General features: G+C 64.4%; 22 protein-coding genes. 16 read left to right on the top strand and 6 right to left on the bottom strand.

What is annotated here, in order from left to right; genetic code table 11:
- The first annotated feature begins 33 nt into the window (after positions 1 to 33).
- The 3 genes from rhlB (at position 34) to QMX96_RS19020 (ending at position 3,341) form a co-directional block, all read left to right on the top strand.
- Positions 34 to 1,500: an ATP-dependent RNA helicase RhlB gene (rhlB, locus tag QMX96_RS19030; protein ID WP_078479565.1), complete on the top strand. Its 1,467-nt coding sequence runs from the start codon at positions 34 to 36 to the stop codon at positions 1,498 to 1,500.
- Positions 1,501 to 1,696: 196 nt separating this feature from the next.
- Entirely contained in the window at positions 1,697 to 2,641 is a 945-nt protein-coding gene (locus QMX96_RS19025; RefSeq protein WP_282362227.1) for an ornithine cyclodeaminase family protein, read from the top strand.
- A 73-nt stretch (positions 2,642 to 2,714) separates the two neighbouring features.
- The gene (locus QMX96_RS19020; RefSeq protein ID WP_054914846.1) at positions 2,715 to 3,341 is read left to right on the top strand and encodes a PAS domain-containing protein; all 627 of its coding nucleotides are present in this window, start codon (positions 2,715 to 2,717) and stop codon (positions 3,339 to 3,341) included.
- Positions 3,342 to 3,369: 28 nt separating this feature from the next.
- Here the strand turns inward: QMX96_RS19020 and QMX96_RS19015 are convergent, their stop codons facing one another.
- From QMX96_RS19015 to QMX96_RS18990, 6 genes are all read right to left on the bottom strand, one after another.
- Positions 3,370 to 4,149, bottom strand: a complete 780-nt coding sequence (locus QMX96_RS19015; RefSeq protein WP_210014194.1) for an ABC transporter substrate-binding protein — start codon at positions 4,147 to 4,149, stop codon at positions 3,370 to 3,372.
- Between the two features lie 177 nt (positions 4,150 to 4,326).
- Positions 4,327 to 4,773, bottom strand: coding sequence for a molybdopterin synthase catalytic subunit MoaE (gene moaE, locus QMX96_RS19010; RefSeq protein WP_043861012.1), 447 nt, complete (start codon positions 4,771 to 4,773; stop codon positions 4,327 to 4,329).
- A gap of 1 nt (position 4,774) precedes the next feature.
- Entirely contained in the window at positions 4,775 to 5,020 is a 246-nt protein-coding gene (locus tag QMX96_RS19005; protein WP_278929140.1) for a MoaD/ThiS family protein, read from the bottom strand.
- Positions 5,017 to 5,490, bottom strand: a complete 474-nt coding sequence (moaC, locus tag QMX96_RS19000) for a cyclic pyranopterin monophosphate synthase MoaC (RefSeq protein WP_043861010.1) — start codon at positions 5,488 to 5,490, stop codon at positions 5,017 to 5,019. The genes QMX96_RS19005 and moaC overlap by 4 nt, the downstream gene beginning before the upstream one ends.
- Before the next feature lie 97 nt (positions 5,491 to 5,587).
- On the bottom strand, positions 5,588 to 6,982 hold the full coding sequence (locus QMX96_RS18995) for a PhoH family protein (protein ID WP_043861009.1): 1,395 nt from the start codon (positions 6,980 to 6,982) through the stop codon (positions 5,588 to 5,590).
- A 337-nt stretch (positions 6,983 to 7,319) separates the two neighbouring features.
- A complete protein-coding gene (locus tag QMX96_RS18990; protein ID WP_274096806.1) occupies positions 7,320 to 8,438 on the bottom strand; it encodes a polysaccharide deacetylase family protein in 1,119 nt (372 codons plus the stop codon).
- A 132-nt stretch (positions 8,439 to 8,570) separates the two neighbouring features.
- Here QMX96_RS18990 and yaaA point away from each other — a divergent pair, with 132 nt between their 5' ends.
- The 13 genes from yaaA (at position 8,571) to QMX96_RS18925 (ending at position 26,243) form a co-directional block, all read left to right on the top strand.
- Positions 8,571 to 9,350 carry a peroxide stress protein YaaA gene (gene yaaA, locus QMX96_RS18985; protein WP_043861008.1) on the top strand — a complete coding sequence of 260 codons (780 nt, stop codon included), beginning with the start codon at positions 8,571 to 8,573 and terminating at the stop codon, positions 9,348 to 9,350.
- A gap of 796 nt (positions 9,351 to 10,146) precedes the next feature.
- Positions 10,147 to 11,463, top strand: coding sequence for a UDP-glucose/GDP-mannose dehydrogenase family protein (locus tag QMX96_RS18980; RefSeq protein ID WP_043861007.1), 1,317 nt, complete (start codon positions 10,147 to 10,149; stop codon positions 11,461 to 11,463).
- Between the two features lie 71 nt (positions 11,464 to 11,534).
- Entirely contained in the window at positions 11,535 to 13,016 is a 1,482-nt protein-coding gene (gene alg8 / locus QMX96_RS18975; protein WP_043861006.1) for a mannuronan synthase, read from the top strand.
- A gap of 36 nt (positions 13,017 to 13,052) precedes the next feature.
- Complete coding sequence (locus QMX96_RS18970; RefSeq protein ID WP_043861005.1) at positions 13,053 to 14,219, top strand: alginate biosynthesis protein Alg44; 1,167 nt, start codon at positions 13,053 to 13,055, stop codon at positions 14,217 to 14,219.
- Positions 14,220 to 14,322: 103 nt separating this feature from the next.
- Positions 14,323 to 15,711, top strand: a complete 1,389-nt coding sequence (gene algK / locus QMX96_RS18965) for an alginate biosynthesis TPR repeat lipoprotein AlgK (RefSeq protein WP_054914850.1) — start codon at positions 14,323 to 14,325, stop codon at positions 15,709 to 15,711.
- On the top strand, positions 15,708 to 17,192 hold the full coding sequence (locus QMX96_RS18960) for an alginate export family protein (protein WP_058540863.1): 1,485 nt from the start codon (positions 15,708 to 15,710) through the stop codon (positions 17,190 to 17,192). Before algK ends, QMX96_RS18960 begins: the two co-directional genes overlap by 4 nt.
- 18 nt (positions 17,193 to 17,210) lie before the next feature.
- Positions 17,211 to 18,770, top strand: a complete 1,560-nt coding sequence (algG, locus tag QMX96_RS18955; protein WP_282362225.1) for a mannuronan 5-epimerase AlgG — start codon at positions 17,211 to 17,213, stop codon at positions 18,768 to 18,770.
- Positions 18,771 to 18,781: 11 nt separating this feature from the next.
- Positions 18,782 to 20,224, top strand: a complete 1,443-nt coding sequence (locus tag QMX96_RS18950) for an alginate O-acetyltransferase (protein WP_043861001.1) — start codon at positions 18,782 to 18,784, stop codon at positions 20,222 to 20,224.
- Positions 20,225 to 20,231: 7 nt separating this feature from the next.
- A complete protein-coding gene (locus QMX96_RS18945; RefSeq protein WP_058541092.1) occupies positions 20,232 to 21,338 on the top strand; it encodes a mannuronate-specific alginate lyase in 1,107 nt (368 codons plus the stop codon).
- Between the two features lie 127 nt (positions 21,339 to 21,465).
- Complete coding sequence (locus QMX96_RS18940) at positions 21,466 to 22,923, top strand: MBOAT family protein (RefSeq protein ID WP_058540860.1); 1,458 nt, start codon at positions 21,466 to 21,468, stop codon at positions 22,921 to 22,923.
- Positions 22,924 to 22,934: 11 nt separating this feature from the next.
- Positions 22,935 to 24,098, top strand: coding sequence for an alginate O-acetyltransferase (locus QMX96_RS18935; protein ID WP_054914853.1), 1,164 nt, complete (start codon positions 22,935 to 22,937; stop codon positions 24,096 to 24,098).
- Positions 24,099 to 24,110: 12 nt separating this feature from the next.
- A complete protein-coding gene (locus QMX96_RS18930; RefSeq protein ID WP_043860998.1) occupies positions 24,111 to 24,758 on the top strand; it encodes an alginate O-acetyltransferase AlgF in 648 nt (215 codons plus the stop codon).
- 33 nt (positions 24,759 to 24,791) lie between these two features.
- The gene (locus QMX96_RS18925) at positions 24,792 to 26,243 is read left to right on the top strand and encodes a mannose-1-phosphate guanylyltransferase/mannose-6-phosphate isomerase (RefSeq protein WP_043860997.1); all 1,452 of its coding nucleotides are present in this window, start codon (positions 24,792 to 24,794) and stop codon (positions 26,241 to 26,243) included.
- The last annotated feature ends 81 nt before the right edge of the window (positions 26,244 to 26,324 follow it).

The following is a 26,324-nucleotide window of genomic DNA, read 5'->3' as shown; positions in this document are numbered from 1 at the left end:
GCGTACATTCCTTAACCAATTGATGAGATGACCGTGCTCAAAGCACTCAAGAAGATGTTCGGAAAGAGCGAGGTTGAGCAACTCGCCACCGAAAGCGTTGCTACCGTGCAGCCGCCCGCAGCACCCAAGGCCCCGGCTCCCGCCGCGCCGCTCAAGGCTCAGACCGAAGCCGCCGCGCCAGCGCGCGCCGAAAAGCCGGCGGAAAAACCCCTGGAGCAACCGGCGAGCAAACCGGTCGAGGCCAAGCCGCGCCGCGAGCGCAAGCCAAAACCCCAGGCCAGCACCTGGAAACTGGAAGACTTTGTGGTGGAACCGCAAGAGGGCAAGACCCGCTTCCACGACTTCAAGCTCTCGCCCGAGCTGATGCATGCCATCCACGACCTGGGCTTCCCGTACTGCACGCCGATCCAGGCCGAAGTACTGGGCTTCACCCTGCGTGGCAAGGATGCGATCGGCCGGGCCCAGACCGGCACCGGCAAGACCGCCGCGTTCCTGATCTCGATCATCAGCCAGCTGCAACAGACCCCGCCGCCCAAAGAGCGCTACATGGGCGAGCCGCGGGCGCTGATCATCGCCCCTACCCGCGAACTGGTGGTGCAGATCGCCAAGGACGCCGCCGAGCTGACCAAGTACACCGGCCTGAACGTGATGACGTTCGTCGGTGGCATGGACTTCGACAAGCAGCTCAAGGCCCTTGAGGCACGCCACTGCGACATCCTGGTGGCCACCCCGGGTCGCCTGCTGGACTTCAACCAGCGCGGCGAAGCGCACCTGGACATGGTCGAGGTGCTGGTGCTGGACGAAGCCGACCGCATGCTCGACATGGGCTTCATCCCGCAGGTTCGCCAGATCATCCGCCAGACCCCGCCCAAGAGCGAGCGCCAGACGCTGCTGTTCTCGGCCACCTTCACCGAAGACGTGATGAACCTGGCGCAACAGTGGACCACCGACCCGGCCATCGTCGAGATCGAGCCGGAGAACGTTGCCAGCGAAACCGTCGAGCAGCATGTGTATGCGGTAGCCGGTGCCGACAAGTACAAGCTGCTGTACAACCTGGTGACCGAGAACAAGTGGGAGCGGGTCATCGTGTTCGCCAACCGCAAGGACGAGGTGCGCCGTATCGAAGAGCGCCTGGTGCGTGACGGCGTGAATGCCGCGCAATTGTCGGGCGATGTGCCGCAGCACAAGCGCATCAAGACCCTGGAGAATTTCCGCGAAGGCCGGGTCACCGTGCTGGTGGCCACCGATGTGGCCGGTCGCGGGATCCACATCGACGGCATCAGCCACGTGATCAACTTCACCCTGCCCGAAGACCCGGACGACTACGTGCACCGTATCGGCCGTACCGGCCGTGCGGGTACCAGTGGCGTGTCGATCAGCTTCGCCGGTGAGGACGATTCGTACCAGCTGCCGGGTATCGAGGCATTGCTGGGGCGCAAGATCAGTTGCGAGACCCCGCCGACCGAGCTGCTCAAGCCGGTGGCGCGCAAGCATCACTGAGTCGATTGATGGACAGAAAACGCAGCCCTCGCCGGCTGCGTTTTTTTTTGCGCTGACCGGGCTGGCTCATCGCGGGTCAAGCCCGCTCCCACAGCGACAACAGTAATGATTGTGGGGGCGGGCTCGACCCGCGATAGGGTTGGCGCAATTAAACTATTTGTCCATAATAGACAAAATAGTTCAAATGGAGCGCCGCATGTCTACCCCACGCGTGATCGACCAGCCCCTGGCCCGCCAACTGCTCGCGCAGGTGGACGTGCCGCAGATCCTGCGCAAGCTGTTCCGTGACCTGGCCGCCGGCCAGGCCGTGCAGCCGCCGCAACAGCTGGTGGAGTTCCCGGCCGGCAGGGGCGACTTCATCAACTACGGCGGGGTGCTCGCCGAAGACCGCGTCTACGGCGTCAAGACCTCGCCCTACATCGTGCGCGAAGGCGCGCCGCTGATCACCGCCTGGACATTGCTGATGTCCATGGACAGCGGCCAGCCACTGCTATTGTGCGACGCCGGCGAACTGACCACCGCACGCACCGCTGCCACCACCGCCGTCGCGGTCGACGCCCTGGCCCCCACCAGCGCCAGGCGCCTGACCGTGATCGGCAGCGGCCCCATCGCCCAGGCCCACCTGCACTATGTACGCGGCGTGCGCGACTGGCAGGACATCCGCCTGCACTCGCCAGGCCTCAAGGATAAAAGCGCCGAGCAGCGCGAAGCCCTCGGTGCACTCGACCCGCGCCTGAGCCTGGTGGACGACCTGCAATCAGCACTGCACGACGCCGACGTGATCATGCTGTGCACCTCGTCGGCAAAGCCTGTGATCGACCCGCGCCAGCTGAGCAAGCCGGCCCTGATCACCTCGATCAGCACCAACGCGGTACGCGCCCACGAAGTGCCGCCCGAGTGCCTGACCAACATGGACGTGTACTGCGACTACCGCCTGACCACACCCGGCTCGGCCGGCGAGATGCGCATCGCCAGCGAGCAGCACGGCTGGCAGGCCGACGCCATCATCGGCGACCTGGCCCAGTTGCTCAGCGAGCAGGCGCCGCGCCCGACCTACCAGCGCCATGCCTTCTTCCGCTCCATCGGCCTGGGCCTGGAAGACATCGCCCTGGCCAACGCCCTGTACCGCCTGCACGGGTGACGCCCGCCCGCGTTTGCGGCACACTCCCAGCGCCCTTCGCCTAGGGCGCTGACACCGCCTGGAGCCCGCCTGCATGCCGATACCGCCCCACGACCCCGCCCTGAGCAACTTTCGCGCGATTGCCGACGCCATCGCCACGCTGTTCTTCCCCCACGCCGAGGTGGTGCTGCACGACCTGCGCAGCCAGAAGATCGACTACATCGCCAATAACCTGTCCAAGCGCGAGATCGGCGACGATGCGGCCCTGGAAGACATGTTCGAGGCAGGTACCGACGAAACCAACATCGGCCCCTACGAAAAGCTCAATTGGGACGGGCAGAAGATCCGCTCGCTCAGCACCGTGCTGCGCGACGCCCAAGGCAAGCCGCAGGCCGTGCTGTGCATCAACCTGAACATCTCGATGTTCGAAAACGCCAAGGCGGCGCTGGACCTGTTTCTCTCGCCCACCCGGCTGATCGCCCAGCCCGACGCGCTGTTTCGCGATGACTGGCAGGAGCGCATCAACACGTTTCTCAACAGCTGGCTGCGCGAGCGCCAGCTGGCACTGAGCAACCTGAATCGCGACCACAAGCGCGAACTGGTGCTGGCCCTGCACGCCGAGGGTGCGTTTCGCGGCAAGAGCGCCGCCAACTACGTGGCCAACGTGCTGAACATGGGCCGGGCCACGGTGTACAAGCACCTCAAGGAGCTCAAGGCCTGAACGAACTCAGGCCTCGGGCAGGCGACGGTCAGTCGCCGTAGATGTCGGACTTGAAGTACTTGGCCTGGATCTTCTGGTACTCGCCATTGGCGCGAATGGCGTCGATGGCCGCGTTCAACTGGGCCACCAGTTCGGCGTTGCCCTTGCGCACCGCGATCCCGGCGCCCTCACCCACGTACTTGGGGTCTTTCAGCTCTGGCCCGACAAACCCGTAACCCTGGCCCTTGGGCGTCTCCAAGAAGCCCTGTTCAAGCGGGATGGTGTCAGCGAACACACCGTCCAGGCGACCGGCCACCAGGTCCATGAAGATTTCCTCGTTGCTGGTGTAGCGCACGATCTCGATGCCCTTGGGCACCAGTTCCGCAGTCACATAGCGGTCGGTGGTGGTCGCGCGCTGCACGCCGATGCGCTTGCCCTTGAGGTTGGCGAAGTCGTCATCGACCTGGCTGCCGACCTTCATGGCCAGGCGTGCGGAGGTGAAGTAGTACTTGTGGGTGAAGTCCACCGACTTCTTGCGGTCTTCGGTGATGGTGATCGACGACAGGGCGGCGTCGATCTTCTTGACCTTGAGCGACGGGATCAGGCCGTCGTATTCCTGTTCGGTCCACTGGCACTTGACCTGCATCTGCGCGCACAGGGCGTTGCCGATGTCGTAGTCGAAGCCACTGATAGCGCCGTCGGCGGTCTTGAACGCGAACGGTGGGTAGGCGGCTTCGATACCGATGCGCAGGGTCTTTTCAGCGGCGAACGACGGGGCGGCGGCAAACAGGCTCAACGCCAGCGCAGCCAACAGGGATGGGGTTTTCATCAGCGGTCTCTCTCGCTCGTTGTTGGGGTGTGTTGCAAGACAGAGGAAAAAGCGGCGGGCACAAGGCAGCCTGGAACTATTTTGTACTTATAATTCCATACTGGACTTTTGTGTATTAATTTTCAACCGATTCGCGGCACCGCACCGTTGCAGGTGCCAGCCTTGCCGGCGGCGCGTCTACCAACGCCCCGCCGCGTCCGCATCACTCTGGCGCCCCTCGACCCAGCGCGGCCCCTCGCCGGTCTGCTCCTTCTTCCAGAACGGCGCGCGGGTCTTGAGATAGTCCATCACGAAGTCGCACGCCTGGAACGCCGCCTGCCGGTGCGCACTGGCTACCCCCACGAACACGATCGGCTCGCCCGGCTGCAATGCGCCGATACGGTGCAGCACTTCGACCTTGAGCAAAGGCCAGCGCTGCTCGGCCTCCAGCACGATCTTGGCCAGGGCCTTTTCGGTCATGCCCGGGTAATGCTCCAGGAACATCCCCGCCACCTCGCGACCGTCGTTGAAGTCGCGCACATAGCCGACAAACGACACCACCGCGCCCACCCCGACGTTGGCCGCGTGCATCGCATTGGTCTCGGCACCGGGGTCGAACGCGCCGGCCTGCACTCGAACGCCCACCTCAGCCCCCGGTCACGGGCGGAAAGAACGCCACTTCGTCGCCGTCGGCCACCGGCTCGTCGAGCCTGCACAACTCCTGGTTGCGCGCGCACATCAGGTTCTGCTCGCCCAGCATCGCGTACCCCTCCCCGCGTGCCACCAGGGCCTTGCGCACATCGTCGACGCTGTCGAACGGCCCGTCGAGGCGTTCGCCGTCGCTTTCCAGCGCCTCGCGATACCGCGCGAAATACACCACGTCGATGTTCATGGCGCCTCCACCTGGTAGTGCCCGCTCTTACCGCCCAGTTTTTCCAGCACACGCACGCTGTGGATGGTCATGCCCCGGTCCACGGCCTTGCACATGTCGTAGATCGTCAGCGCCGCCACACTGGCGGCCGTCAGGGCCTCCATCTCGACGCCGGTCTGCCCGGCCAGCTTGCAGCGCGCCACGATATGCACCGTGTCGTCGCCTTCGCCAACCAGCTCGAGCTTGACGCTGGTGAGCATCAACGGGTGGCACAGCGGGATCAGATCGCTGGTCTTCTTCGCCGCCTGGATGCCGGCAATGCGCGCCACGGCAAACACGTCGCCCTTGGGGTGGCCGCCAGCCACGATCATCTGCAAGGTTTGCGGGAGCATGCGCACCCGCGCTTCGGCCACCGCCTCGCGCGAGGTGACGGCTTTGTCGGTGACGTCGACCATGTTGGCCCGACCTTGGGAATCGAGATGAGTCAGCACAGGGTTACTCCTGATCAGGAGCACCGATTGTAAACCCAGGGGTCAACATTAGGCAGCGGAAAAAACCGGGCGGCGCAAGGCCGCCCGGTGGCAGGGGTTACAGGTGGGATTCGGCGTATTCGGCCAGGACCGAACGCGGCACGCCCTGCAGGGTGATGTGCACGCCGTTGGGGAAGTCCTTGAAGCGCTCGGTCAGGTAGGTCAGGCCCGAGCTGGTGGCGGACAGGTAAGGGGTGTCGATCTGCGCCAGGTTGCCCAGGCAGATCACCTTGGAACCGGCCCCGGCACGGGTGATGATGGTCTTCATCTGGTGCGGGGTGAGGTTCTGGCATTCGTCGATCAGGATCAGGCTCTGCTGGAAGCTGCGACCGCGAATGTAGTTGAGCGACTTGAACTGCAACGGCACGCGCTCGAGGATGTACTCGACGCTGCCATGGGTGTTTTCGTCGTCCATGTGCAAGGCTTCGAGGTTGTCGGTGATCGCCCCCAGCCAGGGCTCCATTTTTTCCGCTTCGGTGCCCGGCAGGAAGCCGATTTCCTGGTCCAGCCCCTGCACGCTGCGGGTGGCGATGATGCGCCGATAGCGCTTGCTGACCATGGTCTGCTCGATGGCTGCGGCCAGTGCCAGGATGGTCTTGCCCGAACCTGCGGCACCGGTGAGGTTGACCAGGTGGATGTCGGGGTCGAGCAGGGCGAACAGCGCCAGGCCCTGATGGATGTCACGCGGTTTCAGGCCCCAGGCTTCCTGGTGCAGCAGTGGCTCCTGATGCAGGTCGAGCAGCAGCAACTCGCTGTCACGGATGCCCTTGACCCAGCCGACGAAGCCCTGCTCGTCGATGATGAACTCGTTGATGTGAACCGCCGGCAGGTTGTCGGCCAGCTGCACGCGGTGCCAGGTGCGCCCGCGCTCCTGGCGGGTCTCGACCTTGTTGACGCGGTCCCAGAACGAGCCGCTGACCGAATGGTAGCCCTTGGGCAGCAACGAAACGTCGTCGACCAGCTGATCGGTACTGTAGTCCTCGGCGGCGATACCGCAGGCGCGGGCCTTGAGGCGCATGTTGATGTCTTTGGTCACCAGCACCACGTCCAGTTCCTTGCGCCGGCTACGCAGCTCGAGCAACTGGTTGATGATGATGTTGTCGTTGAGGTGTTCGGGCAGCAGCCGGTTGGGTTCGGCGCGTGGGGTCATCAGGATCGACAGGAAGCCCTTGGGGCCGCTCTTGCCGCGCTGGATCGGTACGCCCTGCTCGACATCCTCGGGCGTGGCATCGCCCAGGGTCTGGTCGATCAGACGAATGGCCTGGCGGCATTCGGCGGCGATCGTGTGTTTGCCGGTCTTGAGTTTGTCGAGCTCCTCGAGCACGGTCATCGGCAGCGCGACGTGGTGTTCCTCGAAATTCAGCAAGGCGTTCGGATCGTGAATCAGAACATTGGTATCGAGCACGTAAAGGATTGGCTGGTTGGAAGAAACGTTACGTCCTTGATCATCCATACTCGGTCACCTTTGTAGGGGCCAGACGACGCAATACCTGGGCGGTGCTGCGCCGCGAAGTGACCGCCGGTCTCCCCCTGGCCGCGTCGTTACGGTAGGGAAGCTGCGAACAAAGGAGGGGCCATTAGTACGCCACCTGTGCTGCAGGGTTCGGCGGTCTGACTTCTTGATACCGCAAAACCCGTGACGATAAAAAGCGTTTTTACGTTTTTTTGAAGTTTATTTTTCGTTGTGCGGTCAAGCCCTTGGCGTGAGCCGCAAGCACCACTACAGTTAATGATCAAACCCCGATGAACGCCTGGCGATTTTTTCCGCCGGGTGCCGCCGCGCCCAGCGATTACGGGGTTTCGGCAAATTCCCGGCAGTTGCCCCAGCCAATCCCGCTCTGGGCCGTGTGCTGCAGCAACCAGTCGATCGCCGCCTGGGCCCTGGGCTGGCCGTCATGAAACTGGATCACCCCGCGGCGCCACAGCAGCATCAGGCTCAGTACTCGCTGCGCCGACTGCTCGGCATTCAACCCAGCCTGGTCCTGGGCGTCGATATCCCACAACATCACCTGCAGCTGCTGGCCGGCAAAAAACGCCGCACTGTCGGCGCGGCGCTGCCCGTAGGGCGGGCGAAACAGCGGCACGAATGCCTCGGGCAGGCTGCTCTGCACCAGTGCCCGGCTGGAGACCACCGAGTCCTGCCAGCCGGTCCACTGCGCATGCGAGCTGTACTGCCAGCCCTGCAGCCCCACGCACTGCCCGGCATACAGTTGCTGCAGCGCTGCGGCCGAGGTCTGGTCGCGGCGCGCCTGCAGGTTCTTGCCCACCACGAAGAACAGCCCGCCAAGCTTCTGCCGGCGCAGGTAGTCGGTCAGCGCCTCGGTAGCCGGCCCCGGGCCGCCATCGAAGCTGATCACGAACAGCCGGTCGTTGAGTGCCTGGCCATCGCGCTCCTGGTCGGAAAACCGCTCCACCTCGCTGGAGGTCTGGGTAAACAGCGCCGCCTTGCGCAATTGCTCGTTCAGGTAGTACTCGTGAAAACGCCGGCTTGGCTGCGCCCAACCGGCGTAGAACGAATCGTCTGCAACACTGAACTTGCCCGCCTGCTGGCGCAGGTCCGGCAGGCTGTCGATGGCGTAACAGAACGAGGCGTCCTGCTCGCAGCTCTGCTGGGCCAGGTCATAGTTGCGCCACAGCCGCTGCCACAGGCGCTGACGCAAGGCATTCAGCGTCACCAGGTTGACCTGGCGAAGGTTCAGGCGCTCGGCCAGCTGCGCCTCGCTCAGGGCCTCGCTGTCATACAGCACGCGGGCAAAGCTGAGGATTTCGGCACGCGAGGCCACATCGAACAGGGCCGGGCTGTCGAGTTGTTCGGGCCACACGCTGCGGTCGAACCGGGCCAGCTCGATCGGGGCAGCGTGCACCAGCGTGCTCAGCAGGCCGGCCAGTAAAAGAAGGGCTATGCGCACGATCACACTCTCCATTTTCTCGCCGCGCACTATAGCGCCAAGCGCCGCCAGGGTCTTGGCTATTGGCGCGATAGCTGGAGATCGGCGCCCCCCGCCCGTAGAATCGACGCCACGATTCAAGGAGCCGACCTCATGCTGACGGTGATCTCACCCGCCAAGACCCTCGATTACGACACCCCGCCCGTTACCCAGCGGCACACCCTGCCGCAATACCTGGACGACTCCCAGGAACTGATCCTGCAACTGCGCGAACTTTCGCCGCAGCAGATCAGCGACCTGATGCACCTCTCGGACAAGTTGGCCGGCCTCAATGCCGCGCGCTTCGGCAGCTGGACCCCGAACTTCACCCCGGCCAACGCCAAGCAGGCGCTGCTGGCGTTCAAGGGCGACGTGTACACCGGCCTGGATGCACAGAGCCTGAGCGAAGACGACTTCACCTATGCCCAGCAGCACCTGCGCATGCTGTCGGGGCTGTACGGCCTGCTGCGTCCGCTGGACCTGATGCAGCCCTACCGGCTGGAGATGGGCACCAAGCTGGCCAACGCCCGCGGCAAGGACCTCTACGCCTTCTGGGGCACGCGCATCAGCGAGTGGCTGAACCAGGCGCTGGCCGAGCAAGGCGACGACCTGCTGCTGAACCTGGCCAGCAACGAGTACTTCTCGGCGGTCAAGCGCAGCGCGTTGAAGGCGCGGGTGATCAACACCGAGTTTCGCGACTTCAAGAATGGCCAGTACAAGATCATCAGCTTCTATGCCAAGAAGGCGCGGGGCATGATGACCCGCTTCGTGACCCAGGAGCGCATCGACGACCCCGAGCGGCTCAAGCAGTTCGACGTGCAGGGCTACTACTACAGTGCCGAGCAGTCCAAACCGGACAACCTGGTGTTCCTGCGCGACCACCCGGCCGAGTAGAAAGCATCGCGGGTCCCCCCGCTCCCACCGGGATCACCTGAATCCTTGCGGGCGCGGGCTTGACTCGCGATGGCGTCCTCACAGCCCGCCAGGCGCCAATCCCGTGGCGCCAAAAAACCACCCCCTCTAGCCCTATCGCCAAACGTCATAAGACCGTTCGTAGTTTTCTGACGAAATATCCTGAAATTTTTTTTCATGCTGGCATAAAAACATCCCCCTCCAAGTTTGCCCTACAGACACGGGACGAAACTGCCGTGTGCTATCAAAGTGAAAGTATCGTCAACTGTTGAAATATTAAAAAATCCTTCACGGCGACTCGGGCGAGCCTGGAACTTATCCCCTTGAGGCTCGCTCATACCACCGGTACGGATTATCTCGTGATGGATGTGAGAGATGACGTACATGACAAATGGACAGTATCAGGAAGTTTTGAAAGCACTTTATTGTCCGCGCAATTGTTCGACAAGATTACGCGTCCAAGCCAGGAGAGAGCACCCTTAAAAATCGTCCTAGTGGTTGATTTCAAAGGATTTAATCCACTTGAAATAACAAGCACAGCAGTACACGCAGTGGGTACTGCAATAAAGACGGATACCGTCCAGGGCTCACCCCCTAATGTAAATGGCCATTAGCCGCCAACTTGAGTGCCGTTTATTTTTCGCACTCCAATTTAATTTGCCTGCCGGCAGTTAGCGGTTTAACCGTGACACTTCCGTGCACCCTGAATTTGCTGGTCAACCAACCCGGTCTGGCGCTTAGTTGTGCGCCGACATGATAAACACATGAGGTGAATGCGATGCGTATCAGCATCTTTGGTTTGGGTTATGTAGGTGCGGTCTGTGCGGGCTGCCTGTCCGCCCGGGGCCATGAAGTGATCGGCGTGGATGTATCGGCGACCAAGATCGACCTGATCAACCAGGGCAAATCCCCCATCGTGGAACCGGGCCTCGAGGCTCTGTTGCAGCAAGGCATTGCCAACCAGCGCCTGCGGGGCACCACCGATTTTGCCCAGGCCATTCGCGACAGCGACGTGTCGATGATCTGCGTCGGTACGCCGAGCAAGAAGAACGGCGACCTGGGCCTGGAATACATCGAGTCGGTGTGCCGCGAAATCGGTCTGGTACTGCGCGACAAGAGCAGCCGCCACACCATCGTGGTGCGCAGCACCGTACTGCCGGGCACCGTCAAGAACGTGGTGATCCCGATTCTCGAAGACTGCTCGGGCAAGAAGGCCGGCGTCGATTTCGGCGTGGCGGTCAACCCCGAGTTCCTGCGCGAAAGCACTGCGATCAAGGACTACGACCAGCCGCCGATGACTGTCATCGGCGAACTCGACCGCGCCAGCGGCGACGTGCTGCAGGCCCTCTACGAAGAGCTCGACGCCCCGATCATCCGCAAGGACATCGAAGTGGCCGAGATGATCAAGTACACCTGCAACGTGTGGCACGCCACCAAGGTCACCTTCGCCAACGAGATCGGCAACATCGCCAAGGCCTGCGGCGTCGATGGCCGCGAAGTGATGGAAGTGGTGTGCCAGGACAAGGCCCTGAACCTGTCGCAGTACTACATGCGCCCAGGCTTCGCCTTCGGCGGCTCGTGCCTGCCCAAGGACGTGCGCGCCCTCACCTACCGCGCCGGCAGCCTGGACGTGAAGGCGCCGCTGCTCAACTCGCTGATGACCAGCAACGAGTCCCAGGTGCAGAACGCCTTCGACATCATCGAAAGCCACGACAAGCGCAAGGTTGCCCTGCTGGGCCTGAGCTTCAAGGCCGGCACCGACGACCTGCGCGAGAGCCCGCTGGTGGAACTGGCCGAACGCCTGATCGGCAAGGGCTACGAGCTCAACATCTACGACAGCAACGTCGAGTACGCCCGCGTGCACGGCGCCAACAAGGACTACATCGAGTCGAAGATCCCCCACGTCTCGTCCCTGCTCAACGCCGATTTCGAGCAGGTGATCAACCACGCCGACGTGATCGTGCTGGGTAACCGCGACGAGAAGTTCCGTGCGCTGGCGCAACAGGCCCCGGCCGGCAAGCAGGTCATCGACCTGGTCGGCTTCATGGGCAAGCCGACCTGCCCCACCAGCCGCACCGAAGGCATCTGCTGGTAACAGCAGCCACTGCACGGGGTCGCCCCAGCCCCGTGCAGTTCCTTCCCATTCATTCGCTACGGATGCACACCATGCAAAGGCTCAAGCACGGCCTGCTACAGGTCGCCGGATGGCTGTTCTACGTGAGCCTGCTCATGCTGATCGCCCTGGCCTTGCCCAAGACCGTTTTCGACCCCGACTCCAAGGACTTCATCTTCCTCATCGGCGCTGTCGGAATCTGGCGTTACTCCATGGGTGCCACGCACTTCGTGCGGGGCATGCTGTTCCTCTACATCGTCTACCCGATGCTGCGACGCAAGGTCCGCAAACTGGGCAGCGCGGCCGACCCGTCGCACGTGTACCTGATGGTCACCAGCTTTCGCATCGACGCCCTGACCACCGCGCAGGTGTACAGCTCGGTGATCCGCGAGGCAATCGACTGCGGCTACCCCACCACCGTGGTCTGCTCGCTGGTGGAAATGAGCGACGAACTGCTGGTGAAAAGCCTGTGGGCCAAGTTCAACCCGCCCGACCGCGTGGCCCTGGACTTCGTGCGCATCGCCGGCACCGGCAAGCGTGACGGCCTGGCCTACGGCTTTCGCGCCATCTCGCGCCACCTGCCCGACGAGAACGCAGTGGTCGCGGTGATCGACGGCGACACCGTGCTCGGCGAAGGCGTGGTGGCCAAGACCGTGCCCTGGTTCAAGCTCTACCCCAATGTCGGTGGCCTGACCACCAACGAATTCTGCGAAGTGCGCGGCGGCTACATCATGAGCGAGTGGCACAAGCTGCGCTTTGCCCAGCGCCACATCAACATGTGCTCGATGGCCCTGTCCAAGCGCGTGCTGACCATGACCGGGCGCATGTCGGTGTTCCGCGCCGCCGTGGTGACCAACCCCGAGTTCATCAAGGACGTCGAGAACGACTCGCTGCAGCACTGGCGCCTGGGCCGCTTCAAGTTCCTCACCGGCGACGACAAGTCCAGCTGGTTCAGCCTCATGCGCCTGGGCTACGACACGTTCTACGTGCCGGATGCGGCGATCAACACGGTCGAGCACCCGCCGGAAAAGAGCTTCATCAAGGCCAGCCGCAAGCTCATGTACCGCTGGTACGGCAACAACCTGCGCCAGAACTCCCGCGCCCTGGGCCTGGGCGTTCGCCGCCTCGGCCTGTTCACCAGCGTGGTGCTGTTCGACCAGCGCGTGTCGATGTGGACCAGCCTGCTCGGGCTCACCGTGGCGCTGATCGCCAGCCTCAAGTTCGGCCCTGCCTTCCTGCTGGTGTACCTGCTGTGGATCGGCATCACCCGCCTGATCCTGACCCTGATGCTGATGTGCTCGGGGCATGCCATCGGCCCGGCCTACCCGCTGATTCTCTATTACAACCAGATCGTCGGCGCAATCATGAAGATCTACGTGTTCTTCCGCCTCGACAAGCAGTCCTGGACCCGCCAGCCCACTGCGCTCAAACGCGACCTCGCGAGCTTTCAACAATGGTTCAACACCTGGTCTTCGCGGACCATGACCTTCTCGGCAGCCAGCATCTTCGTCGCTGTGCTGTTCATGGTCGTGTGAGCCGCCGCCCTACGGAATAAACAGGAACATATCGCCATGAATACCGCCGTGAATGCCAATGTCGTGCATGAGTCCGAAGCCCAGCGTCAGCACGCCCGGGTAAAGATCCCCGCCAAGCTGCGCTACCTGGGGGCCAACCGCGAGACCCTCGAAGTCAAGGTCGAGGACCTCTCGGCCGGTGGCCTGAGCTTCTACACCCGCCACCCGCTGAAGGTCGGCGAAGTGGTGCGCGGCCGCCTGCAGTTCGTGGTCGACAACCTGGGCCTGGCCATCGACATCGAGTTCCAGGTGCGCTCGCACAACGTCGCCGACGGTCGTACCGGCGTGCAGTTCCAGAACCTGGAACAGCGCGACATCGCCACCCTGCGCCACATCATCACCTCGCACCTGTCGGGCGAGCTGATCAGCATCGGCGACGTGCTCAGCACCCTGCAACGCGACAACTTCACCAAGGCGCGCAAGCAGAAGGACACCGGCGGCGGCCTGAGCGCCTTCGGCCGCCTGCGTGCGGTCACCTTCAGCCTCGGCGTGTTCGTGGTTGGCGTGGCCGCGTTCGGCTTCATCGCCAAGTCGGTGTACGGCCTGTACTTCGTCAGCCATGCCGAGGCCGGGGTGGTCAGCGTCCCCACCACCAACGTCACCATGCCGCGCGACGGCACCGTGCAGAGCCTGGTGAAGGCGGACGGCCCGGTGGTCAAGGGCGCGCCGCTGGCCTCGTTCAACACCAGCATGCTCGACCTGCTCAAGGGCCACCTGGACGACCAGCAACTGGAGCCGGCGCGGGTCGAGGAACTGTTCGGCAAGCAGCTCAGCGGCACCCTCACCAGCCCGTGCGACTGCGTGGTGGCCAGGCAGCTGGTGGATGACGGGCAATACGCGAGCAAGGGCGCAGTGATCTTCCAGCTGATCCCGCGCACCACCAACCCGATCATCGAGGCCCGTTTCAGCTACCGCCAGTTCGACGAAGTGCAGCCCGGCACCCGCGTCAACTTCCAGGTGGCCGGCGAAGACGACGTGCGCCAGGGTCGCATCGTCAGCAGCACCAGCCAGAACAGCGACGACCTGTCTTCGGACATTCGCGTGCAGATCAAGCCGGATGCGCCGATGCCCAGCGAGCTGGCCGGGCGCCCGGTGTCGGTCAACAGCGACCGGGGCCCGTCGATGGACTGGCTGATCGACAAGGCCGTGGCCCGTGGGCTTTGAAGAGGACATGCCGGTGACTACCCAACACACCGCGATCCCTGTAGGAGCCGGCCTTGCCGGCGAATCGTGCAGCCCCCTTCGCCGGCAAGGCCGGCTCCTACCGATGGGTGCACTGGCCCTGGCCGTCAGCCTGGCCGGTTGCGCCGGCCTGCCCGACCAGCGCCTGGCCAACGAAGCCCTCAAGCGCGGCGACACCGCCCTGGCCGAGCGCAACTACCAGCAACTCGCCGACCTGGGCTACAGCGAGGCCCAGGTAGGCCTGGCCGATATCCAGGTCGAAACCGGTGACCCGGCCAAGCTCAGGCAGGCCGAGGCCACCTACCGCGCCGCCGCCCGCACCTCGCCCCGCGCCCAGGCCCGCCTCGGCCGTCTGCTGGTGGCCAAGCCCGACAGCAGCGAGGCCGAGCGCCACGAGGCCCAGGGCCTGCTCAAGCAGGCCTTCGCCGCCGGCGAAAGCAACACCCTGATCCCGCTGGCCATGCTCTACCTGCAATACCCGCAGAGTTTCCCCGACCTCGATGCCCAGCAGCAGATCGACCAATGGCGCGCCGCCGGCTACCCCGAGGCGGGCCTGGCCCAGGTGCTGCTGTACCGTACCCAGAACACCTACGACCAGCACCTGGACGAGGTGGAACGTATCTGCAAGGCCGCACTGGCCAGCACCGACATCTGCTATGTGGAACTGGCCAGCGTGTACCAGAAGCGTGCCCAGCCCGAACAACAGGCCGCGCTGATCGACCAGCTCAAGGCCGCCTATGCCCGCGGTGCGGTACCGGCCAGCCGGGTCGACAGCGTGGCCCGCGTACTGGCCGACCCCAGCCTGGGCCAGACCGACGAGAAAACCGCCCAGGCCCTGCTCGAACAGGTCGCACCGAGCAACCCCGCGTCCTGGGTCAGCCTGGCGCAACTGCTCTACAGCTTCCCCGAGCTGGGCGACAGCGACCAGTTGCTGGCCTACATCGACAAGGGCCGCGAGGCCGCACAACCGCGCGCCGAGCTGCTGCTGGGCCGCCTCTACTACGAAGGCAAGGCCGTGCCGGCCGACGCGAAAAAAGCCGAGACGCACCTGCAGTCCGCCGCCGATGCCGGCGAAATCAGCGCCCACTACTACCTCGGCCAGCTCTACCGCCGTGGCTATCTGGGCCAGGTCGAACCGCAGAAAGCCGTCGATCACCTGCTGCGCGCCGCCCGTGGCGGCCAGCTCAGCGCCGACTACGCGCTGGCCCAGCTGTTCAGCGAAGGTCGCGGCATTCGCCAGGACCTGGTCAACGCCTGGGTGTTCGCGCAACTGGCGCAGGCCAACCCCAGCGAGCAATCGACGGCGATGGCCGGCGAGCTCGACCAGCAGCTATCCGCCCCGCAGAAGGCCCAGGCCCAGCGTCTGTTGCAACAGGAGCGCCAGGCCCGTGGTGCCATGGGTCAGGGCCCCGGCGCCCAGGCCATGCAGGCCCTGCAGGACACCACCGAACAAGACGGCGAGGAATCCCTATGACACTCAACCCGTGGATGAAGGCCGGCCTGGGCCTGGGCTGTGCCCTGCTCTGGTCGTGCCCGACCCTGGCCGCGATGACCGCCGAGAAGAACTTCGGCCTGGAAGTGAAAGTCACCGGCCAGTCCGAGGATGACCGCGACCTGGGCACCCGCTCCGGCGGCGACGTCAACGGCCTGGGCCTGGACCTGCGCCCCTGGGTGTATGGCGAGCGCGGCAACTGGAGCGCCTACGCCATGGGCCAGGCGGTCACCGCCACCGACACCATCGACACCGACACCCTGCGCCAGGCCGACGACGACAGCCAGGTCGAAACCCGCCGCGCCAGCGGCCGCGAGCAGGACAAGAGCTACCTGGCCATGCGCGAGTTCTGGGTCGGCTACAGCGGCCTGACCGCCTACCCCGGCGAGCAACTACGCCTGGGCCGCCAGCGCCTGCGCAGCGACGACGGCATGTGGCGCGACACCAACATCGAGGCGCTGAACTGGACCTTCGACACCACCCTGCTGCGCGCCAACGCCGGCGTGGCCCAGCGTTTCAGCGAGTACCGCACCGACCTCACCGACCTGGCCCCCGAAGACAAGGACCGCCTGCACGTCTACGGCGACGTGGCCGCGCAATGGACCCCCGGCCACTGGGTCGGCCTGCGCGCGCACCACACCCACGACGACGGCAAGCTGAAGAACCCGGGCGAGACCCTCGACCCGCTGGACAAGACCCGCAACGGCGACCTCACCTGGCTGGGCCTTGAGGCCAACAGCGACGCCTACAACTGGCGCAACCAGAACACCGTCAACTACTGGGGCAGCGTCACCTGGCTCACCGGCGACCGTGATCGCCTGAGCGCCACCACCCTGGCCAACGGCGACCAGCTGGCCACGCAAAAGCAGAGCGGCGATGTCAACGCCTGGGCCACCGACCTGGGCATCCGCCTGCGCCTGGACCCCAACTGGCAGGTCGGCGCGGCCTATGCCCGCGGCAGCGGCGGCGGTGGCAGCGACGGCTCGGGCAACTTCGAACAGACGGGCCTTGAGAGCAACCGCTCCAACTTCACCGGCACCCGCTCGCGTGTACACCGCTTCGGCGAGGCCTTCCGTGGCGAGCTGGGCAACCTGCAGGCCGCCACCCTGTTCACCTCCTGGCAACTGCGCGACGACTACGACGCAAGCCTGGTGTACCACAAGTTCTGGCGCGTCGACGGCAAGCAGAACATCGGCAGCAGCGGCATCAACGCCGTGGTCGATGATGACGGCATCAACCGCCCGCTGATCCAGGGCGAAAAAGACCTCGGCCAGGAGATGGACCTGGTGGTCACCAAGTACTTCAAGCAGGGCCTGCTGCCGGCCGCGCTGAGCCAGTCGATCGACGAACCGTCGGCACTGGTGCGCTTTCGCGGTGGGGTGTTCAAGCCAGGCGACGCCTATGGCAAGGAAGCGGACTCGTACATGCACCGCGCCTTCATCGACGTGATCTGGCGTTTCTGATGCCTGGAGTGCATTGACATGAACCTTTACCCGCTCAACACGCTGATCGCCGGCAGCCTGCTGCTGGCCAGCAGCATCGCCCTGGCCAACGGCCTGCCCGTGGCCAGCCCGGCCAAAGAGCTGCAGCACGCCAAGACCTACACCGTCAGCAGCGCGCCGATCGAGCCGTTGCAGATCCCGGCGCCGACCCTGCCCGACCTCAGCGGCTACACCGCCGAAGCGGTGCAGGCCAAGATCCAGCGTGCACGCAAGGGCAAGGTCACGGTACGCCGCATGCTGCAGGAAGACGCCCTCAAGGAGTTCATCGGCGGCGACAACAAGATGGCCGAATGGGTAGCCCGCCAGCACGGCATCCCGCAGGCGATCTTCGTCGATGACGGGCATGTCGACTTCACCGAGCTGAGCAAGCACGTGCCGGCCCAGTACCTGCGTGAAACCGCGCCGGGGGTATACCTGTCGCGCCTGCCGATCGTGGTGGGGCAAAAGGGCGTGCTCGAGATCGATGCCAAGGTCAAGGAACTGCGCCTGTCCCAGGAAGGCGGTGCGTTCATCGTCAACGACGGCAAGCTGTTCGTCAGCGACACCCGCGTCACCGGCTGGCGCGAAAAGGACAACGGCCCGGCGACCTTCCGCACACCCAAGGAATTTCGCCCGTTCCTGCTCTCGTGGGGCGGCACCGAGACCTACATCGTCAACACCCGCATGGCCAGCTTCGGCTATGCCCAGAGCAAGTCCTACGGCGTGAGCATTTCGCAGTACACGCCCAACATGGCCAAGCAGATGGGCCGCCCCGAACCCACCGGCTGGATCATCGGCTCCGAGTTCAGCGACATGTGGTACGGCTTCTACTGCTACGAGACCAGCGACTTCGTGGTCAAGGACAACACCTACCGCGACAACATCGTGTACGGCATCGACCCCCACGACCGTTCGCACCGCCTGATCATCGCCGGCAACACCGTGCATGGCACCAAGAAGAAGCACGGCATCATCGTCTCGCGCGAGGTCAACGACAGCTGGATCATCTACAACAAGAGCTACGACAACAAGCTCTCGGGCGTGGTGATCGACCGCAACAGCGTCAACAACCTGATCGCCTACAACGAGATCTACCGCAACCACACCGACGGCATCACCCTGTACGAAAGCGGCGACAACCTGATCTGGGGCAACAAGGTCATCAGCAACCGTCGCCACGGCATCCGCGTGCGCAACAGCGTGAACATCCGCCTGTACGAAAACCTCGCCATGGCCAACGGCCTGGTGGGTGTGTACGGGCACATCAAGGACCTGTCCGATACCGACCGCGACATCGACCTGGACCCCTTCGACACCAAGGTGTCGCTGATCGTGGTGGGCGGTGAACTGGCGGCCAACGGCAGCGGCCCGCTGTCGATCGACTCGCCCCTGAGCGTGGAGCTGTACCGGGTGTCGATGCTGGCCCCGAGCAAGTCCAGCGGCATCAGTTTCTCCGGGGTGCTGGGCGATCGCCAGGACGAGATTCTCGACCTGATGGTGCGCCAGGGCAAAGCCGTACTGATCGACCCGGTCGAACGCCAGACCGACATGGCGGATTGAGGAAACCTGACATGACCCCACACCTGATGAAACTGCTTGGCCTGAGTGCGGCGCTGCTGGCGATCAGCAACGGCGTGCGTGCCGACGAGGTGCAGGCGCCCAGCTTCACCGCCCAGCCGTGCTGCCAACTGTGCCCCGAAGCCCACGATGCCAGCCGCTACACCACCCGCTACCAGCAGAACTTCACCACCCTGGTGCAAGCCCAGGGCGACTGGCTGTTCCGTACCCGCGAAGACCTGCGCACCGAGTTCACCACCACCCCGGCCGGCTACAAACGCCTGCAGCAGGTGCACGATGCGTTCAAGGCGCGCGGCGTGGAACTGGTGGTGGTGTACCAGCCCACCCGTGGCCTGGTGAACCGCAACATGCTCAACCCGGCCGACAAGGCCGCGTTCAACTACGAGAAGGCCCTGCGCAACTACCAGGCCATGCTCAAGCGCTTCGCCCAAATGGGCTACAACGTGCCCGACCTGTCGCCGCTGACCAACGAACAGTTGCCGGCCGCGCAGCAGGGCAAGGACTTCTACTTCCGCGGCGACCAGCACTGGACGCCCTATGGCGCCGAGCGTGCGGCAAAAATCGTGGCCGACACCGTGCACAGCATGCCGGCCTTCGCCGACATCCCGCGGCGTGAATTCGAAAGCCACCCGTCCGGCCGCATGGGCAAGACCGGCACCCTGCACAACGTCGCCGGCCAACTGTGCGGCACCAGCTACGCGGTGCAGTACATGGACCAGTTCGTCACCGAGCCCAAGGGCGAGAGTGGCGGCGACGACCTGTTCGGCGACTCGGGCAACCCGCAGATCACCCTGGTGGGCACCAGCCACAGCGGCAAGAACTACAACTTCTCGGGTTTTCTGCAGCAGTACATCGGCGCCGACGTGCTCAACGTCGCGTTCCCCGGTGGCGGCCTGGAAGGTTCGATGATCCAGTACCTGGGCAGCGAAGAGTTCCAGAACAACCCGCCCAAGATCCTGGTGTGGGAGTTCTCGCCGCTGTACCGCCTGGACCAGGAAACCATCTGGCGCCAGATGCTCGCCCTGCTCGACAACGGCTGCGAAGGCAAGCCTGCGCAGATGAGCGTCAGCACCTCGCTCAAGCCGGGCACCAACGAGCTGCTGGTCAATGGCAAGAACGGCGTGATCAAGAACCTGGTCAACGGCCGTCATCAACTGGACATCCAGTTCGAAGACAAGTCGGTCAAGACCTTGCAGGCCACCCTGTGGTACCTCAATGGTCGTCACGAGGACCTGAAGATCGAAAAACCCGAAACCTCCGACACCGACGGACGCTTCGCCTTCCAACTGCGCGAGGACGAGGACTGGGCCAACCAGACCTTGCTCGCGGTGGAAGTGCAGGGTCCCGAAAGCGGCAGCCAGAAGGTCCAGGCCAGGCTGTGTACACGCAACCCGATCGCCGGCGCCGGGCAGCATGCTGCCCAGGCCGGCCTGTGAGGCGCACATGACATCCATCCGCACCCTTGCCACCCCCGCCCTGCTCGCCCTGGCCCTGTTCGGCCCGGCGGTGCAGGCCGGCGGGCTGGTCCCGCCGCAGGGCTACTACGCCGGCATCGAGAAACCCAAGACCAGCCCCAACGACTTCACCTGTGAGGCCGTGCCCAAGCCCTACACCGGCGCGCTGCAGTTTCGCAGCAAGTACGAAGGCTCGGACAAGGCCCGCGCGACGCTGAACAAGGCATCCGAACAGGCCTTTCGCGACTCCACCGCCAGCATCACCACGCTGGAGCGCGGGGTCAGCAAGCAGGTGATGCAGTACATGCGCGACGGCCGCCCGCAGCAGCTGGACTGCACCCTGCAGTGGCTGGGCACCTGGGCGCAGGCCGATGCGCTGATGTCCACCGACTACAACCACACCGGCAAGTCGATGCGCAAATGGGCGCTGGGCAGCCTGAGCTCGGCATACCTGCGCCTGAAGTTTTCCAACGCACAGCCACTGGCGGCGCACCAGGCCCAGGCCGAACAGATCGAGAAATGGTTCGCGCGCCTGGCCGAGCAGACGGTCAAGGACTGGAGCGACCTGCCGCTGGAAAAGATCAACAACCACTCGTACTGGGCCGCCTGGTCGGTGATGGCCACGGCGGTGGCGACCGATCGCCGCGACCTGTTCGACTGGGCCGTGAAGGAGTACCGCGTGGGTGCCAACCAGGTCGATGCGCAGGGCTTTCTGCCCAACGAGATGAAGCGCAAGCAGCGCGCCCTGGCGTACCACAACTACGCACTGCCGCCGCTGTCGATGATCGCCAGCTTCGCCCAGGCCAACGGCGTGGACCTGCGCCCGGAAAACAACGGCGCGCTCAAGCGCCTGGGCGAGCGGGTGTTGTCCGGGGCCAGAGACCCGAGTGCGTTCAAGGCGCGCAATGGCCAGAAGCAGGACATGGACGATCTGAAGATCGACAGCAAATACGCCTGGCTTGAGCCGTGGTGCAGCCTGTACCAGTGCGACGCCGATGCGCTCAAGCGCAAGCACGCGATGCAGCCGTTCAAGAGTTTCCGCCTGGGCGGCGACCTGACGCGCGTCTACGACCCGCAGGCAGAACAGAAGAAGTAGCAACGACCGCAATCCCTGTGGGAGCGGGCTTGACCCGCGATGCGTTTGATCTGGTTCCCCCGCAATTTCAGCGGGGGGTTTGGGGGGCTGCTGCCCCGATTGTGGATAACGACAAGGAGAGATCGGGATGGTGTTCTCGTCCAATGTGTTCCTGTTCCTGTTCCTGCCGATCTTTCTCGGCCTGTACTACCTGAGCGGGCAACGCTACCGCAACGCCCTGCTGCTGCTGGCCAGCTACGTGTTCTACGCCTGGTGGCGGGTGGACTTCCTGGCGCTGTTCGCTGCGGTCACCCTGTGGAACTACTGGATCGGCCTCAAGGTGGGCGCCGCCGGCGTGCGCACCAAGCCGGCCCAGCGCTGGCTGCTGCTGGGGGTGGTGGTCGACCTGGGTATCCTGGGCTACTTCAAGTACGCCAACTTCGGCGTCGACAGCATCAACGCGATCATGACCTCGTACGGCCTGGAGCCGTTCATCCTCACCCACATCCTGTTGCCCATCGGCATCTCGTTCTACATCTTCGAGTCGATCAGCTACATCATCGACGTGTACCGCGGCGACACCCCGGCCACCCGCAACCTGATCGACTTTGCCGCGTTCGTGGCGATCTTCCCGCACCTGATCGCCGGCCCCGTGCTGCGCTTTCGCGACCTGGCCGACCAGTTCAACCACCGCACCCACACCCTGGACAAGTTCTCCGAAGGCTGCACGCGGTTCATGCAGGGCTTCATCAAGAAGGTATTCATCGCCGACACCCTGGCGGTGGTCGCCGACCACTGCTTCGCCCTGCAGAACCCGACCACCGGCGACGCCTGGCTGGGCGCACTGGCCTACACCGCGCAGCTGTACTTCGACTTCTCCGGCTACAGCGACATGGCCATCGGCCTGGGCCTGATGATGGGCTTTCGCTTCATGGAGAACTTCAAGCAGCCTTACATCAGCCAGTCGATCACCGAGTTCTGGCGGCGCTGGCACATCAGCCTGTCCACCTGGCTGCGCGACTACCTGTACATCACCCTGGGCGGCAACCGCGGCGGCACCTTCGCCACCTACCGCAACCTGTTCCTGACCATGCTGCTGGGCGGCCTGTGGCACGGTGCCAACTTCACCTACATCATCTGGGGCGCCTGGCACGGCATGTGGCTGGCGATCGAGCGCGCACTGGGCCTGGACACCAACCCGCAGCGCTTCAACCCGGTCAAGTGGGCCTTCACCTTCCTGCTGGTGGTGATGGGCTGGGTGATCTTCCGCGCAGAAAACCTGCACGTGGCCGCACGCATGTACGGCGCCATGTTCAGCTTCGGTGAATGGCAGCTGTCGGAACTCAACCGCGCCAGCCTCACCGGCCTGCAAGTGGCCACCCTGGTGATCGCCTACCTGAGCCTGGCGTTCTTCGGCCTGCGCGACTTCTACCGCAACGCCAAGCCCACGGCCAAGGCCAGCCCGGTGGCCGTGCATGGCGACGGCAGCGTGAGCCTGGACTGGGGCCTGTACATGACCCGCGCGCTGGTGCTGCTGCTGTTCGTGGCCTCGATCCTCAAACTCTCGGCGCAAAGCTACTCGCCGTTCCTCTACTTCCAGTTCTGAGCGAGCCGACCATGACCCGATCATTACGCAAACTCTACGCCGTGCTGTTCATGGCCCTGCTGCTGGGCCTGGGCATCTGGTCGCTGGGGGGCCTGGGCAGTTTCCAGCGTACCGCGCAGATGTCCCTGCTCGACGGCAAGCTGGCCAAGGCCGCCGAAACCCACTACGACGCGCAGTTCCCGATCAAGCGCCTGGGCACCAACCTCTGGGCGGCGCTGGACTTCAAACTGTTCAACGAAGGCCGCCCGGGTGTGGTGCTGGGCCGCGAGCAATGGCTGTTCAGCGATGAAGAGTTCAAGCCGGTGGCCGGCAGCGAACAGTTCGAGGCCGAGAACCTCGCACTGATCCGCGGCGTGCGCGACACCCTCAAACAACACGGTGTGCAACTGGTGCTGGCGATCATCCCGGCCAAGGCCCGCCTGTACCCGGAGTACATCGGTGAGCAGACGCCCGCCAGCCTGCATGCCGACCTGTACAACCAGTTCCATGCCAAGGCGCGTCAGGCCGGCGTGTTCGCCCCGGACCTGCTCGGCCCGCTGCAGGCGGCCAAGGCCCAGGGCCAGGTGTTCCTGCGCACCGACACCCACTGGACACCACTGGGCGCCGAGGTGGTGGCACGCCACCTGGCCGAAGCCGTGGCCCGCCAGACCCTGCTCAGCGGCACGCCGCAGCAGTTCGTCACCGAAGCCAAAGCCGCCACACCGTACAAGGGCGACCTCACCAACTTCCTGCCGCTGGACCCGTTGTTCAGCCACCTGCTGCCGGCCCCGGACAGCCTGCAGCAACGCACCACCCGCCCTGCCCGGGCCCAGGACCAGGCCGACAGCGACGACGCGCTGTTTGCCGACAACGAGATCCCCGTGGCGCTGATCGGCACCAGCTACAGCGCCAACCCGCACTGGAACTTCCTCGGTGCGTTGCAGCAGGCGCTGCGCAGCGACGTGGTCAATTACGCCGAGGACGGCCATGGCCCGCTGCTGCCGATGCTCAAGTACCTGCAGACCGACGCCTTCAAGACCAGCGCCCCACAGGTGCTGGTATGGGAGTTCCCGGAACGTTATCTGCCAATGAAAAACGACCTCAGCGCCTTCGATCCGCAGTGGATCGCCCAGCTGAAGCAAACCCGTACCGCCAATCAAGACATGGCCCTGTCGTCCAATCGGACGCAACACTGAGAGGAACTGCACATGACCACCAAGCACCGCATTGCCAAAGCATTCGCCCTGACCGCCGGCATGAGCCTGCTCTCGCTGCAGGCCTGGGCCGGCGCCGACGCCGCACTGTATGGCCCCAGCGCGCCCAAGGGCTCGACCTTCGTGCGCCTGTACAACGCCGGCAACCAGCCGGTGGCCGCCAGTGTCGGCAACACCCAGATCAGCGAAGTGGCCGCCCAGGGCAGCAGCGATTTCAGCTTCATGCCCCAGGGCGACTACAGCGCCAAGGTCGGCAGCCAGACCGTACCGGTCAAGCTGGCGGGCGATCACTACTACACCCTGGTCAACCACGGCAGCGGCCAGCCGCAACTGGTCGAGGAACCACCGTTCAAGAACAAGCAGAAATCCCTGGTACGCGTGCAGAACCTGAGCGACCAGGCCCTGACCCTGAAGACCGCCGATGGCAAGACCGAAGTGGTCAAGCCGGTGGCGGCCAAGGCGCGCGGCGAGCGCGAGATCAACCCGGTCAAGGTCAGCCTGGCGCTGTATGAAGGCGACAAGAAAGTCAGCGACCTCAAGCCCGTTGCGCTCGAACGTGGCGAAGCGGCCGTGCTGTATGTGACCGGCAGTGGCAGCAACCTGTCGCCGGTCTGGGTCAAGCGCCCTGTGTCCACCCGTTAATCAACTGCCCCTTTCAACGTTCGGAGATTACCCATGATTCCAGTCATCCTGTCCGGTGGTAGCGGCTCGCGTCTGTGGCCCCTGTCGCGCAAGCAATTCCCCAAGCAGTTCCTGGCCCTGACCGGTGAACACACGCTGTTCCAGCAAACCCTGTCGCGCCTGGTGTTCGACGGCATGGACGCGCCCATCGTGGTGTGCAACAAGGACCACCGCTTCATCGTCAACGAGCAATTGGCCAACCTGAACCTGGACACCCAGGCGATCCTGATGGAGCCGTTCGGGCGCAACACCGCGCCGGCCGTGGCGCTCACGGCCATGAAACTGGTCAACGAAGGCCGCGACGAGCTGATGCTGGTGCTGCCGGCCGACCACGTGCTGGACGACCAGAAGGCCCTGCAACGCGCCCTGGCCCTGGCCACGGTGGCCGCCGAACGCGGCGAAATGGTGCTGTTCGGAGTGCCGGCGACCAAGCCGGAAACCGGCTACGGCTACATCAAGTCGAGCCAGGACGCCCTGCTGCCCGAAGGCATCAGCCGCGTGGCACAGTTCGTTGAAAAACCGGACGAAAAACGCGCCACCGAGTTCGTCAAGAGCGGCGGCTACTACTGGAACAGCGGCATGTTCCTGTTCCGCGCCAGCCGCTTCCTCGAAGAGCTGAAAAAGCACGACCCCGACATCTACGACACCTGCCTGCTGACCCTGGAGCGCAGCCTGGAAGACGGCGACAGCATCAGCATCGACGAGGCCACCTTCGCCTGCTGCCCGGACAACTCCATCGACTACGCGGTGATGGAAAAGACCCAGCGCGCCTGCGTGGTGCCGCTGAGTGCGGGCTGGAGCGACGTGGGCTGCTGGTCGTCGCTGTGGGACGTGCACGAGAAGGACACCAACGGCAACGTGACCAAGGGCGACGTGGTGGTGCAGGACAGCCACAACTGCATGATCCACGGCAACGGCAAGCTGGTATCGGTGATCGGCCTGGAGAACATCGTGGTGGTCGAGACCAAGGACGCCATGATGATCGCGCACAAGGACAAGGTTCAGGGGGTCAAGCAGATGGTCAACACCCTGGACGCCCAGGGCCGCAACGAAACCCAGAACCACTGCGAGGTGTACCGCCCGTGGGGCTCGTATGACTCGGTGGACATGGGCGGGCGCTTCCAGGTCAAGCACATCACGGTAAAACCCGGCGCCAGCCTGTCGCTGCAGATGCACCACCACCGTGCCGAGCACTGGATCGTGGTGTCGGGCACGGCCGAGGTGACGTGCGACGAGAACGTGTTCCTGCTGTGCGAGAACCAGTCCACGTACATCCCGATCGCCTCGGTGCACCGCCTGCGCAACCCGGGCAAGATCCCTCTGGAGATCATCGAGGTGCAGTCGGGCAGCTACCTGGGCGAGGACGACATCGAGCGTTTCGAGGACATCTACGGGCGCTCCACGCCAGTGGAGCGCGGGGTGTCGATCAAGACCATCGCACAGTGATCTGAAGCCCGGTGGGCCCTTTCGCGGGTCAAGCCCGCTCCCACAACGGTCGCCATCGAACCTGTGGGAGCGGGCTTGACC

Origin of the sequence: Pseudomonas sp. PS01300 (assembly GCF_029960155.1) — a bacterium.
Taxonomy (GTDB): Bacteria; Pseudomonadota; Gammaproteobacteria; order Pseudomonadales; family Pseudomonadaceae; genus Aquipseudomonas; species Aquipseudomonas palmensis.
Note: the sequence above shows the minus strand (reverse complement) of the source record. Positions and strands in the feature narration are given on the sequence as shown.

What these genes read in the sequence shown, in the direction of transcription:
- QMX96_RS19025 (WP_282362227.1), top strand. Translation starts at nt 1,697, where the DNA reads ATGTCTACCCCACGCGTGATCGACCAGCCCCTGGCCCGCCAACTGCTC.
- QMX96_RS19020 (WP_054914846.1), top strand. Translation starts at nt 2,715, where the DNA reads ATGCCGATACCGCCCCACGACCCCGCCCTGAGCAACTTTCGCGCGATT.
- QMX96_RS19015 (WP_210014194.1), bottom strand. Translation starts at nt 4,149, where the DNA reads ATGAAAACCCCATCCCTGTTGGCTGCGCTGGCGTTGAGCCTGTTTGCC.
- QMX96_RS19005 (WP_278929140.1), bottom strand. Translation starts at nt 5,020, where the DNA reads ATGAACATCGACGTGGTGTATTTCGCGCGGTATCGCGAGGCGCTGGAA.
- QMX96_RS18995 (WP_043861009.1), bottom strand. Translation starts at nt 6,982, where the DNA reads ATGGATGATCAAGGACGTAACGTTTCTTCCAACCAGCCAATCCTTTAC.
- yaaA (WP_043861008.1), top strand. Translation starts at nt 8,571, where the DNA reads ATGCTGACGGTGATCTCACCCGCCAAGACCCTCGATTACGACACCCCG.
- QMX96_RS18980 (WP_043861007.1), top strand. Translation starts at nt 10,147, where the DNA reads ATGCGTATCAGCATCTTTGGTTTGGGTTATGTAGGTGCGGTCTGTGCG.
- alg8 (WP_043861006.1), top strand. Translation starts at nt 11,535, where the DNA reads ATGCAAAGGCTCAAGCACGGCCTGCTACAGGTCGCCGGATGGCTGTTC.
- QMX96_RS18970 (WP_043861005.1), top strand. Translation starts at nt 13,053, where the DNA reads ATGAATACCGCCGTGAATGCCAATGTCGTGCATGAGTCCGAAGCCCAG.
- algK (WP_054914850.1), top strand. Translation starts at nt 14,323, where the DNA reads ATGGGTGCACTGGCCCTGGCCGTCAGCCTGGCCGGTTGCGCCGGCCTG.
- QMX96_RS18960 (WP_058540863.1), top strand. Translation starts at nt 15,708, where the DNA reads ATGACACTCAACCCGTGGATGAAGGCCGGCCTGGGCCTGGGCTGTGCC.
- algG (WP_282362225.1), top strand. Translation starts at nt 17,211, where the DNA reads ATGAACCTTTACCCGCTCAACACGCTGATCGCCGGCAGCCTGCTGCTG.
- QMX96_RS18950 (WP_043861001.1), top strand. Translation starts at nt 18,782, where the DNA reads ATGACCCCACACCTGATGAAACTGCTTGGCCTGAGTGCGGCGCTGCTG.
- QMX96_RS18945 (WP_058541092.1), top strand. Translation starts at nt 20,232, where the DNA reads ATGACATCCATCCGCACCCTTGCCACCCCCGCCCTGCTCGCCCTGGCC.
- QMX96_RS18940 (WP_058540860.1), top strand. Translation starts at nt 21,466, where the DNA reads ATGGTGTTCTCGTCCAATGTGTTCCTGTTCCTGTTCCTGCCGATCTTT.
- QMX96_RS18935 (WP_054914853.1), top strand. Translation starts at nt 22,935, where the DNA reads ATGACCCGATCATTACGCAAACTCTACGCCGTGCTGTTCATGGCCCTG.
- QMX96_RS18930 (WP_043860998.1), top strand. Translation starts at nt 24,111, where the DNA reads ATGACCACCAAGCACCGCATTGCCAAAGCATTCGCCCTGACCGCCGGC.
- QMX96_RS18925 (WP_043860997.1), top strand. Translation starts at nt 24,792, where the DNA reads ATGATTCCAGTCATCCTGTCCGGTGGTAGCGGCTCGCGTCTGTGGCCC.